This is a genomic window from Thiocapsa sp. (assembly GCF_011390875.1).
In the GTDB taxonomy this organism is placed as follows: domain Bacteria; phylum Pseudomonadota; class Gammaproteobacteria; order Chromatiales; family Chromatiaceae; genus Thiocapsa.
This window is the reverse complement of sequence record NZ_JAABRP010000168.1, coordinates 1-11,744: the sequence shown is the minus strand read 5'-3', so window position 1 is coordinate 11,744 and position 11,744 is coordinate 1. Positions and strand designations below refer to the sequence as shown.

General features: G+C 66.0%; 11 protein-coding genes and 2 pseudogenes. 6 read left to right on the top strand and 7 right to left on the bottom strand.

The window, feature by feature from the left end; genetic code table 11:
* Both GPT33_RS13635 and GPT33_RS13630 read left to right on the top strand, forming a co-directional pair.
* Window positions 1-367, top strand: a pseudogene (locus GPT33_RS13635) (Uma2 family endonuclease); the annotation flags it as partial.
* Window positions 368-669: 302 nt separating this feature from the next.
* Window positions 670-1,683, top strand: coding sequence for a class 1 fructose-bisphosphatase (locus tag GPT33_RS13630; RefSeq protein ID WP_296809807.1), 1,014 nt, complete (start codon window positions 670-672; stop codon window positions 1,681-1,683).
* A gap of 71 nt (window positions 1,684-1,754) precedes the next feature.
* Here GPT33_RS13630 and purT read toward each other — a convergent pair whose 3' ends face one another.
* The 3 genes from purT to GPT33_RS13615 form a co-directional block, all read right to left on the bottom strand.
* Complete coding sequence (gene purT / locus GPT33_RS13625; RefSeq protein ID WP_296809806.1) at window positions 1,755-2,939, bottom strand: formate-dependent phosphoribosylglycinamide formyltransferase; 1,185 nt, start codon at window positions 2,937-2,939, stop codon at window positions 1,755-1,757.
* Window positions 2,940-3,271: 332 nt separating this feature from the next.
* The gene (locus tag GPT33_RS13620; RefSeq protein ID WP_296809805.1) at window positions 3,272-4,675 is read right to left on the bottom strand and encodes a GAF domain-containing protein; all 1,404 of its coding nucleotides are present in this window, start codon (window positions 4,673-4,675) and stop codon (window positions 3,272-3,274) included.
* A complete protein-coding gene (locus GPT33_RS13615; RefSeq protein WP_296809804.1) occupies window positions 4,672-5,181 on the bottom strand; it encodes a hypothetical protein in 510 nt (169 codons plus the stop codon). Before GPT33_RS13615 ends, GPT33_RS13620 begins: the two co-directional genes overlap by 4 nt.
* A 251-nt stretch (window positions 5,182-5,432) precedes the next feature.
* On the opposite strand from GPT33_RS13615, the gene GPT33_RS13610 reads away from it, so the two are divergent.
* Window positions 5,433-6,017 (top strand): c-type cytochrome, encoded by a 585-nt coding sequence (locus tag GPT33_RS13610; protein ID WP_296809803.1) that lies wholly within the window; start codon window positions 5,433-5,435, stop codon window positions 6,015-6,017.
* 2 nt (window positions 6,018-6,019) lie between these two features.
* On the opposite strand, the gene GPT33_RS13605 is transcribed toward GPT33_RS13610, so the two are convergent.
* The 3 genes from GPT33_RS13605 to GPT33_RS13595 form a co-directional block, all read right to left on the bottom strand.
* Entirely contained in the window at window positions 6,020-6,715 is a 696-nt protein-coding gene (locus GPT33_RS13605) for an SOS response-associated peptidase (RefSeq protein ID WP_296809802.1), read from the bottom strand.
* Window positions 6,716-6,895: 180 nt separating this feature from the next.
* A complete protein-coding gene (locus GPT33_RS13600) occupies window positions 6,896-7,450 on the bottom strand; it encodes a hypothetical protein (protein ID WP_296809801.1) in 555 nt (184 codons plus the stop codon).
* 125 nt (window positions 7,451-7,575) lie between these two features.
* Window positions 7,576-9,072, bottom strand: coding sequence for a hypothetical protein (locus GPT33_RS13595; protein WP_296809800.1), 1,497 nt, complete (start codon window positions 9,070-9,072; stop codon window positions 7,576-7,578).
* 430 nt (window positions 9,073-9,502) lie between these two features.
* Between GPT33_RS13595 and GPT33_RS13590 the strand changes: the two genes are divergently transcribed.
* The 3 genes from GPT33_RS13590 (at window position 9,503) to GPT33_RS13580 (ending at window position 11,454) form a co-directional block, all read left to right on the top strand.
* Window positions 9,503-10,867, top strand: a complete 1,365-nt coding sequence (locus GPT33_RS13590; protein ID WP_296809799.1) for an NAD-dependent succinate-semialdehyde dehydrogenase — start codon at window positions 9,503-9,505, stop codon at window positions 10,865-10,867.
* A gap of 136 nt (window positions 10,868-11,003) precedes the next feature.
* Complete coding sequence (locus GPT33_RS13585) at window positions 11,004-11,210, top strand: hypothetical protein (protein ID WP_296809798.1); 207 nt, start codon at window positions 11,004-11,006, stop codon at window positions 11,208-11,210.
* Window positions 11,211-11,340: 130 nt separating this feature from the next.
* Entirely contained in the window at window positions 11,341-11,454 is a 114-nt protein-coding gene (locus tag GPT33_RS13580) for a type II toxin-antitoxin system RelE/ParE family toxin (protein ID WP_296809797.1), read from the top strand.
* A 29-nt stretch (window positions 11,455-11,483) separates the two neighbouring features.
* Here GPT33_RS13580 and GPT33_RS13575 read toward each other — a convergent pair.
* Window positions 11,484-11,744: pseudogene (locus GPT33_RS13575) on the bottom strand (hypothetical protein); the annotation flags it as partial.

Below are 11,744 nucleotides of genomic sequence, written 5' to 3'. Positions count from 1 at the left end.
CATTATTCTGCACCGCGAACCCGAGCGTCAGGCCTTTTACACGCTGACCACCGAGGGTGTCTACGTCCCGATTGCGCCCGAGGACGGCTTGATCCGATCCCGCGTCCTGCCCGGCCTTCAGTTCCGGTTGGACGATCTGATCGCCCAGCCACCCCCGGAGGCGATGCGTCGCGACCCGGTTTACGCCGCATTCGTGCTGCCGGGTTGGCGCGAAGCCGAGGAACGCGCCGAGGTGGAAGCCCAACGCGCCGAGGCCGAGAGGCAGGCACGCATGGCACTCGAGCAGCGTCTGGATCAAGAGATTCAGGCGCGCAAAGCGGCCGAAGAAGCGCTCGCGCGACTCCGGGCGCAACGGCCCGGGCGCTGACCGTCCGAACCGGCCATTTCGCAACTCCGCGCCGGGTTTATGGCAAGACCGGAAAACCCTATACTGCCGATTGCTTAAATGCGTTCGACGCAACAAAACCGCGTCCAGAGCGAAACGCTGAATTTTCTAGGGAGCTCGACGTTTGGACATCCACAGCCCTTAGCGGGGTCGCGATTAAAATAATATATTTTTTAATATCTTAAACCGCGCCGGCTCCAGCGGTCGTCAAGGCTGCCGGGGCCGATCCCATCCAAAAACATCGCATACCGCGCTGGGCGCGGTTTAAAACCAAGAGGACACCCATGCACAACGGCACGACCATCACCCAGTTCATCATCGAGGAGCAACGTCACGTGGCCGGCGCCACGGGCGATTTCACGTCGCTGCTCAACGATATCGTCACGGCCTGCAAGGTCATCAGCAACATGGTGAACCATGGTGCGCTGGTCGGCGTGCTCGGAAGCGCCGAGAGCGAGAACATCCAGGGCGAGACCCAGAAGAAGCTCGACATCCTCACCAACGAGGTCTTCATCAAGTCCAACGAATGGGCCGGGCATCTGGCGGCGATGGCGTCCGAAGAGATGGACACCATCTACGACATCCCGGCCAAATACCCGCGCGGCAAATACCTGCTGACCTTCGACCCGCTCGACGGCTCCTCGAACATCGACGTGAACGTCTCGGTCGGCACCATCTTCTCGATCCTGCGCATTCAGGGCGGAGACGGCGCGCCGAGCGAGCGTGATTTCCTCCAGGCCGGGACCCAACAGGTCGCCGCCGGATACGCGCTCTACGGACCCTCCACCATGATGGTCCTGACCACCGGCAACGGCGTGAACGGCTTCACCCTGGACCAGAACATCGGCGAGTTCATCCTCACCCACCCCAACATGACCATCCCGGCCGACACGCGCGAGTTCGCGATCAACGCCTCGAACATGCGTTTCTGGGAACCGCCGGTCAAACGCTATGTTCAGGAGTGCCTGGACGGGAAGGAAGGCCCGCGCGGGGAAGACTTCAACATGCGCTGGATTGCCTCCATGGTCGCCGAGGTGCATCGCATCCTCACGCGCGGCGGCGTCTTCATGTACCCCATCGACAGCAAGATGAAGGACAAGGGTCAAGGCGGCAAGCTGCGTCTGCTCTACGAGGCCAACCCCATGTCATTCATCGTCGAGCAGGCCGGCGGCGGATCCATCACGGGTACCGAGCGCATCATGGATCTGCAGCCGGAGTCGTTGCATCAGCGCGTCCCGGTCATCCTGGGCTCGAAGAACGAGGTCGAGCGCATCCTGGGTTATCACGACCAGGGCTAAGCGACGGTCCGTCGGATCGCCATCCTCGGTCGTCCCCGCGACCGTGAACGGCGATTCGGCGCCCTACCCTCTCAAGCCAGCTCGATCTCGACCGCCTCCGCGACACGCCTGGCCTTCTCCCGAGCCTCCTCCAGCGTCTCCGCGCGCGCCAGCGCAACACCCACGCGACGCTTGCCATCGACCTCCGGCTTGCCGAACAGACGCACGGCGGTATCCGGCTCCGCGAGTGCGCGATCCAGACCGCCGAAGCGCAGATCCCGCGAGCGACCCTCCGCCAGGAGCGCTACCGATGCCGAAGGGCCGAGCTGTCCGATGTGCGGCACCGGCAGACCCAGGATGGCGCGCACATGCAGCGCGAACTCCGAGAGATCCTGCGAGATCAGCGTCACCAACCCGGTGTCGTGCGGACGCGGCGAGACCTCGCTGAACCACACCTGATCGCCCCGCACGAACAGCTCCACCCCGAAGATGCCCGTACCACCGAGCGCATCGGTCACCGCACCGGCGATCTCCTGCGCACGGGCCAGCGCGCCGGCCGACATCGGGTGCGGCTGCCAGGATTCGCGGTAGTCGCCGTCGATCTGCAGATGTCCGATCGGCGCGCAGAAGCTGGTCCGGTCCCCGTGACGCAGTGTGAGCAGGGTGATCTCGTAGTCGAAGGCGACGAAACCCTCCACGATCACGCGGCCCGAGCCGGTGCGCCCGCCCTGCTGCGAGTAGTCCCAGGCGGCCTGCACCTGCCCCGGACTGCGCACGGTGCTCTGACCCTTGCCCGAGGAACTCATCACCGGCTTGACCACGCAGGGCAGACCGATCGCCTCGATCGCGGCACGGTAGCCGGCCTCGTCATCGGCAAAGCGGTAGGGCGAGGTCGGCAGGCCCAGCTCCTCCGCGGCCAGCCGACGGATGCCCTCGCGGTTCATCGTCAGATGCGCGGCACGCGCAGTGGGCACGACATGACGGCCCGCGGCTTCAAGCTCCAGCAAGGTCGCAGTGGCGATCGCCTCGATCTCGGGGACGATCAGTGCCGGGTCCTCCTCCGCCACCAGTGCAGCCAGTGCCTCGGCATCCAGCATGTTGACGACATGGCTGCGGTGCGCGACCTGCATCGCCGGCGCACCCGGGTAGCGATCCACGGCGATCACCTCCACCCCGAAGCGCTGCGCCTCGATGGCGACCTCCTTGCCGAGCTCGCCCGAGCCGAGCAACATCAAGCGGGTAGCGCCTGCGGCGCCGGGTGTTCCGATCCTGGTCATGCGTGTGCTCCCCGGTTTGGCTTCGGCGGGATGATATACCGAGAGGGACCTGAAATTTGGCCGCAAGGAACGAAACACCCGGAGGATCGGGGCACGCGCGGCAGGCGACCCGGCTATCGCTTTCCCTGTCCGGCGCCGCCGCCTAGACCGCGTCCAGAGCGAGATACTCATTTTCGAGTGAGCTCGACGTTTGGTGCATCCACAATCTTTAGCGGGGATACGGTTTAAAATAACAAATTCTTTAATATCTTAAACCGCGCCGACTCCAACGCTCGTCAAGTCTGCCGGGGCCGATCCCATCCAAAAACATCGCATACCGCGCTTGGCGCGGTTTAAGCGGACACCTCGACGAGCTGCAGCGGCCGGCTCACGATCAGGCGAAAACGCCCGCGGCCGGTCTTCTCGATGGCCAGCAACGGGCAGCGCTCCGCGAGCCTTCGCTGCAGCAGGATCAGCCGTGCGTCCAGGTTGTCGGTGACCTCGGGCAGCCGCAGCGACGTATCCAGGCGCAGCTCGCGATTCGTGAAGTCCGCGCGTCCCGACTCGGCGTGCTCGCGCAGGAGCTTCCAGCAAATCGCCCCGGCCACGCCCTTGATCAGATATTCATTGTCGACGAACAGACTGTGGTCGTGCGGGAAGTGCCGAATCTGGATCGGCCCGCCCGATGTCTCGACGCCGGAAGCGGCTGTCGATCGAGCTTCGGGCAGGGTTGCGGGCACATGGGGCCCGACGGACGCCGGGAAACACACGGGGTGTAGCTCGAAGGCTAGGTCCGCGGCCCGCGAGAGCCCATCGATGGAGAGCGCCAGATGGGACGCGAGGACCACGAAGGCGTCCTCGTCCTGATAGGTGAAGCGTTCCTCGACGGGGCTCTCGACGTAGAGCACACCGAGCAGCCGATCGCCGTTGAGCAAGGGCACGGCCAACTGGCTGCCGGCATCGGCGAGACCGGGGAACGGGATCTCGGTCTCCAGCGCACCGCCGTCGGCACTGTCGGCGAAGTGTCGGCGGGTCGCCTGGCTGTAACGGTATTCCTGGACCACGTAGCCGATGCGAATCGGGGTTCGGGCCCCCGCGGCGACGCCGACGATGCCTTCGCCGACGCGCACCTCGGAGCCGACGCCCGATTCAGGGTAGCCGCGGCTGGCGACGGTATAGAGACGCCGCTGATCCGGGTCGAGCATCAGCAGCATTGCATGGTGGACATCCCAGTGCTGCGCCAAGCCCGTCAGCGTGACCTCGAGGAGTTGGGCCAGGTCGGTACAGCGGGCCAGGGCGACGACACAGGCCCGCAGGCCGGCTAGCAGGTCTGCCGGCGGGGAGGGTTGCAGGAGGGCATCGCCGGGCATGGCCTCGACGCGCAGGACCCGAAACAGGTCCGCACCGAGCAGGCGGAACACCTTGCTCATCCCGGTGTGGGAGGCGATGGCGGCGAGCCGCGCCTTCATGTACTCGAACAACGGCCCTTCGGTCTCGGTGCGCAGATACTCGAGGTGCAGGTGGTAAAGGGCGGCACTCGAGGGGTCGATCACCTCCACCGTCGCCCGGCGCCGATCCAGCAGGTTCTCGCGGGTCTTATTGAAGAACTGGTAGGACAGGGCGACGTGCCGGTCGTCGACGAAATGAACATGCGACAGCTTGGCCACATTGGGCGTGCCGTCCGCCGCACAGGTGGCAATGGTCGCCGGCACGGCGCCTTCGAAACAGGCCCGCAAGGCACTCAGCGGCACCGTCATGGCTGCGGCTCCAGACGCCGCCCGGCCCGCGGCCCGGGTGTTTGGTCGAAGAGCAGGATCGGGGAGAAGGCCACGGCCACCGCGTCCTCTCTGCTCGGGGCGACCAAGGCATGGGAGAAGGCCGCCGAATAGCCCAAGGCGATGAGCTCGGCGGCAAGGGCGCTGCCGCTTCCGCGCATGCGCTGCCGATCGGTCGGTCCGAGCGGCAAGAGACGCGCCGCCGGGGCCTTGAGCTGCAGTGTCTCGTGGGTCTTGGGGCGACTGAACACCACCGCGATCGGTGCGCCTGCGGCCAGATCACGCAACAGGGCTTCGGCCGTCCGCGTCGGCACGAGCACCGCGACCTCCCGGCGATCCTCGGCGACACGGCAACCGAAGGCGCGGGCGAGGGACGGCACCCCGGCGGCATCGTGCGACGCCACACTGATGGAAACCGGGCCGAGCAGGAAAACGACCCGGGCCTGATCGAGCAGCGGGCAGTCGGAGGACAACGGAGCGGTCACCATCTGGGGCATCGACACGGGCCGGTCACCAAGCGCGGCGGGTATGCCGGAATTCTACAAGCTCGGCGATGACTTGCCAGCGCTCGGCTCGCAACCGTCTCCGGGGGATCTCCCAACCCCCGGATCCGAGAGGATCCGGGGGTTAAGGAATTTTTAGCAATCCGTTAGCGAAGACTTAGCAACGCGCCGCGGGGTTGGGGACTAGCCTTCCAACTGTCCCTATTCCCCGCCATTCACCGTTGGAGATGATCCCGATGAACGCTCGCAGCATCGCCCTGTCCGTCCTCGTCCTGGCTCCCCTCTCGGGCACGGCCGACCCTTGGGGCATCAACGCCGAGCCATTCGCCGATTCGACGCCTCCGCTCGTCGAGCCCGTCGCGAGTTCGTTCACCGACTCGGCCATGTCGGACCTGAACGACCCGACCCGGGTCATCGAACGCGGCCGCTACCTTGTCAAGGTGAGCGGCTGCAACGACTGTCACACCGAGGGCTACATGCAAGGCAACGGCGAGATCCCGACCGAGCAGTGGCTCACCGGCAGCGCGGTCGGTTTCCAAGGCCCCTGGGGCACGACCTACCCAACCAATCTGCGGCTTCTGCTCAACGAGCTGGCCGAGGCCGACTGGCTGGTGCGGGCGCGCGAGCCGAAGCGTCCGCCGATGCCCTGGTTCAACTTGAGCGCGATGACGGACGCGGACCTGGTCGCGATCTATCGGTTCGTGCGATCGCTGGGACCGGCCGGCGAGCCGGCGCCCGTCGCGGCGGCCCCCGGCGATGCGGTAGCCACACCCTACTTCGACTTCGTCCCGAAGGCACTCTCGCAAGTCGTCACACGGTAAGCTCACGCCGCGGGGTCCACATCGGCATCGGCCACCGCGGCGATGAGCTCGGCCCCCTCGTTGCGGACATTCCCCACGGCTCGGGCGACCGGGTACATCGCGAGGCGCTCCTCCGGACAGGGCCTCAGCACCTGCGAGAGCCGCGCCGGATCGGCCGTGCGATCGAGCCAGACGTCCACGACCTCGGGCGCCAGGATCACCGGCATCCGGTCATGCAGGGGTTGGACTCGGGGATTGGCCTCGGTGGTCACGATGGTGAAGCTGTCGATCACCTCTGCGTCCGCAGGTCGGGTCCAGCGCTCCCAGAGGCCGGCGAAGGCCAGGATGGCGCCGTCCTGTGCATGGATGAAGTAGGGCTGTTTGCCGTCCGGGCCCTTGGCCCACTCGTAGAAGCCGTCGGCGGGAACGATGCAGCGCCGCGCCCGGTAAGCCGCCCGAAAGGCCGGCTTCTCCGCCAGCGTCTCGGCGCGGGCGTTGATGAGCCGTGCGGCGATCGTCTCGTCCTTGGCCCAACTCGGCAGCAGGCCCCAGCGCAGGGCGTGGAGGACCCGCTCCCCGCTCGGGCGCCGACGTATAACCGGCAGCCATTGCATCGGGGCCGCGTTGTAGCGCGGGGCGAGGCCCTCGCTCTCGATGGTGGCACCGAAGAGGTCCGCGATGGCATCGGCCGGGCTGTATTGGGCGTAGCGTCCGCACATCGGCGCGACCTCCTCCAGATCGGTATCGGGGATCGGGTTGATCGGGCGTCCGCGCAGTCGACCGAGTCACGTATGATTCGCGACCGAATACCCTTTGGTACTCCATGACATGGGTTTGTACATCAAGGTTTCCGCGGGGGTCTGCATCGCGTCGGCCCGCGCCGCGGAGCTGCAGAATCATCACCCGAGCCACTCGATCAGGGCATAGAGTCCCCAGACACCCGCGCCCGCCGCAATCGCCGTCACCAAGGCGACATGCCAAGGACGATCCGGCCACCAGACCTTCTGAATCCCCAGCGCAGCCACAAAGCCGGCGGAAAAGATCGCGAGGTGCCGGAACAAGGGGTGGTCCAGCGACTTGACGCCGATACTGGCGGCATCGGTGACGGCCGGCAGATTGGCGGCCTGCTCGGGCAGGCCGACCTGCTTGACCAGCATCTTAGTGATCTCGCCGGCACCGAGTGCTTGCGCGGCTTGGGGCGAGAGCGCGATCACCGATGATCCGGCCGCGATCGGGATGGTTTGGCCACCCTTTTTCCAGAGTTCCTCGACGGTCATCGGGCCATCCGGCTTCTTTGGAAGGATGACCGTCGCCCCCACGGCTAGATCGTCACCGGAGACGAAGGACACGAGCCCACCGTAGCGGTCGGTCGCCTGATAGGCGAAAGGCGCGGTGTCGCCCCCCACCCGGTGTTTGGCAATAATGGTCTTGCCCGCTGTGCTCTGGATCTTCATATCGGCGCCCCATATCGCTTTTCCCGCTCAGCGTAGTACAGCCTCCATCCTCTCCGCCAGAGCGCATTCGGGCTTATCCTCGACAGAGCGCATGCGCAAAGCGCAGACCACGCACGAAAGGCGGCTCAGGATCCAAGCAATTCGCGAGCACGCACGACAGCCCCGTTTTGCGGCGTTCCCGGTCCATTCAGATCATAGAGGCTGACGGCAAGATACCGGGCTTGCCAGGGCGCCTCGAGATGGCGGGCGTTTTCGATCATGGCTTCGATGAGCTTGTAGTCGTGATAGCCGAGGTTGCGGTCCACCGTGTAATGCCGGCCGAGATCTCGGAAGTCGGCCTGCCCCCCGGTGCCCTGGAAATAGGCCAGTGCCTTGCGCGCAGCGACGTCACGGTCGGTGCCGATGGCGGCAAAGATCTCGCCGAGTTGCCGGTCCGGCTCGGCCGCGGAGTCCGCGGATTCCTCGGGCTCCAACCCGTCGATCCTCAAAGGGCGCACACCGCCGCCGAGCCGATCGCGGAACAGAGGCATGAAGGCGGCCGCCTGCAGCATCAGCATCCTGCGCGTCCGGTCGTCCCCGCTGCGGCGGTAGCCTTGATGCAGGGCTTCGGCGGTCGTGTTGGCGTGGATCGCGATGATGCCGGGTTGCCGCAGGAGCAGCTCGCCGGCGGCGAGGATGATCGCCATCCAGAGGGTCTGCGGGTCGACGCCCTGCCTAAGCGCTGCGGCGCTCGCCCGAGCGGTGTCCGTAGCGCCACCCTCTCGGAAGGTGGCGAGCAGATCCGGGAGCGCCGTCGGCTCCGGCGTCCCCGTCTGCCAGTCCGATGGGAAGGTATCGGCGAGCTTGAGATTCTCCCGCCAAGGTCGATCGGCAGCCAGATCGCTTTGCGCGGGGTTGGGCTCGTCGGTGTGGTTCTGCAGGGCGTAGGTCAAGGATCGCAAAAGGGGCTCGGCACCCGACCAACCCGGGGTCTGCAACAACCGATAGCAGTTGGTCGCCGCGATGGCCTTGTGTCCGATGCTGCGGAAATCGCGTGCGGCATAACGAAACAGCAGATCGAACAGGCGCTCCTTCCGAACCGCTCGGTAGAGTCCGACGACGGCCCTATCCGCCGCCTCGGGATCCCAGCGCTCCATCGCGGAGACGAATGCGTCCTCGGCCTGCTCCGGCGGTGGCACGCGATCCCTGTCGATCGGATCCATTCGCCAACCGGTCTGACGCGCCTCGGTCGCCTGACTGGCCTTGAGCACGTCGGCCGCCCACAGCAGCGACGGCCAGCGATCCTCATCGCGACCCTCCGTGACGGTGCGCTGCACGGCATGCAGCATCATGAAGGCGTGGTACTTGAATCCCACCACCGGGTAGGGCGAGACGACGCGGGCCGCGGCCTCGGCGATGGCGGCGAGCATCTCCTGATATCCGAGTCCGGCACGGATCTGTTTCACCAAATGCTCGGGGAGGCGCTCGCGATCGGAGTCCAGCAGCAGCGAGACCAGCGCCTCATGTGGAATACCGGCGCTCGGTCCGGCGCCGCCGGTTGTCTCCATGGCTTGCGCAACGCGTCCGGACGTCAATGTCGTCGCCAAGGTGCCGATCAGGAATGTCCGTCGATTGGTCGTCATGCGGGATCACCTCGCGTTTGAGGGTGCTGACTGCGGATGTCGTCTAAAGCCTCGTCGCGCCGATTCGGACCACCTCTGTGCTCAGGTCACGCCGTCCGGCGTTAAGCTCAACGGCGAAACGGGCCATTCGGTCGCGCATTGGTCGGCAAGGGATGGCGAGGCGTTCTCAGTGTCATCCACATCCGACAACGGCGGGCGGATTTGGATCGCCTCGGGTCCCGCTTGAGGCCCGGCACGACGGCGGTTCATGTGTCGACCTGTGCTGCGATCGCCGAGCGTTTCGGCGTGTACGACGGCCCGCACTCGCCGCGGCGCCCGGCTGACAAGGCGGCCGGATCGAAAGCGCCAGGGGACATCCGGCGCCGTTGCGGTTCAAACCGAAATGGGTCCATTCTCGGACCCGACCGACCGAAACGGAGGAGACACCCCGATGCCATTGCAATCGATCAACCCCTACACCGGCGAGCCCCTGGAGCAGATCGAGAGGATCGACGAGACCGCACTGGAAGCCGCGCTCGACGCGGCAGCGCGGGCCGCATCGACGTGGGGAGCCCGGCCTATCGCCGAACGCGCGCACCTGCTGCATGAGGTCGCCGGGCTCCTCCGCACGCGAACGCGGGATTTGGCCCGTTGGATGAGCTTGGAGATGGGCAAGCTGATCGGCGAGGCCGAGGCCGAAATCGGCAAGTGCGCACTGGTCTGCGACTACTATGCCGAGAACGCCGAACGACTGCTCGCCGACGAGTCGATCGCCTCCGATGCCTCGCGCAGCATGGTCGTCCATCAGCCGCTGGGCCCCCTGCTCGCCGTGATGCCGTGGAACTTCCCGTTCTGGCAGGTGTTTCGCTGCGCCGCACCCGCAATCGCGGCGGGTAATCCGGTCCTGCTCAAGCATGCCTCGAACGTCCCGCGCTGCGCCTTGGAGATCGAACGACTGTTCGAGGACGCGGGCGCCCCGGACGGGGTCTTCAGCACACTGCTGATCGACGCCCGCCGCGCGGAGGGTGTCGTCGCCGACCCGCGCGTCCGCGGCGTAAGCCTCACCGGCAGCGACGCTGCGGGCCGACGGGTCGCGTCCATCGCCGGCGAGAACCTGAAGCGGACGGTGCTCGAACTCGGCGGGTCCGACGCCTTCGTGGTACTGGAAGACGCCGACCTCGACGAGGCCGTCGCGACCGCCGTGCGCTCGCGTTTCATGAACGCCGGCCAGAGCTGCATCGCAGCCAAGCGATTCATCGTCGTCGACGCGATCGCCGAGACGTTCGTCACTCGCCTGCGCACCGCGATCGAGGCGCTGGTTCCGGGTGATCCCATGGATCCGAAGACGACCTTGGCACCGCTCGCGCGAGCGGATCTTCGCGACACACTCCATGAGCAAGTGGTGGCAAGCCTCGACGCCGGGGCACGCCTGATCCTCGGCGGACGGCCCTTGGACCGCCCGGGCTGGTTCTACGCGGCGACCTTGCTCGATGCCGTTGGACCCGGCATGCCGGCCTACGACGACGAGCTGTTCGGTCCCGTAGCGGCCGTCCTGCGCGCGGCCGACGAGGGCGAGGCGCTCGAGATCGCCAACGACACCCGGTTCGGTCTCGGCGGCAGCGTCTGGACCCGCGACAGCGGTCGCGGCGAGCGCTTTGCACGCCGGATGGCATGCGGATGCGCCTTCGTCAACGGACTGGTCAAGAGCGACCCTCGCCTGCCCTTCGGCGGGATCAAGGAGTCGGGCTACGGGCGCGAACTCGGTGCCCCGGGCATCCACGAGTTCGTCAACGCCAAGACCTTGTGGATCCGCTAGGAAGCTGTCGAATCGGGGAGTGCCCGGCCTACTCAAAACCCTTGTGCTCCCCGGGACCAACCCATGACACGCGTCGTTGTCTCGGTACCTGCCATGGGCTACGTTTGCCACCTCCTACGGTTTCCCGGAGCCTCTCGTGACCGCCAAGCACGCCTTTCATCCCGAGTACATCACGGACGCCAACGGACATCGCAAGGCCGTCGTGTTGCCGATCGAAGAATACGAGTCGCTGATCGAGGATCTCGCGGACTTGGCCATCGTCGCCGAGCGCCGCGGTGAGCCAACCCTTTCCCACGAGGCAGTCATGGATGAGTTGGAACGCGATGGCCTCCTATCGGATTGAGTGGAAGGAGTCCGCGCGCAAGGAGAGCAAGCACATCGAGTGCGGCAACCTTCCGCGCATTCTCGAGGCTGTTATGTTCCTCGGTGTCAACCCATGACCGGACGGTTGCCGCAAACTGGCCGGCACTTCAATGACCTATCGGATACGAGTAGGACAGTATCGCGTGGTGTACAGGATCGAAGACGACCGCCTGATCGTTGAAAACCTCCGCGTGGGCCACCGGAGCTCCGTCTATCGAGCCTGACTCCCTCGCGGTGAGGGATTACGAAATCCTTACAGGTCCCGCGCAAGCGCGATTCGGAGTAGTCTGGCCATGGCGACAACCCAATCCAGAGACGCAGGATTACAAGACCTGACCCTGGCGTCTTTGATCGACTCGATGTCAGCGAGGCGGCCGGGGCCGCTGGCAAGACCCTCGGCCCAGAGTCGTCGCATTTCCTCCACGTCATCGTGCCGAAGCGCGCGCCTTTTCTCCCTCTCGCGCAGGGCCTCCAGAACGACATCGCTATTGCTCGCGTATTCGCCGCTCTCGAC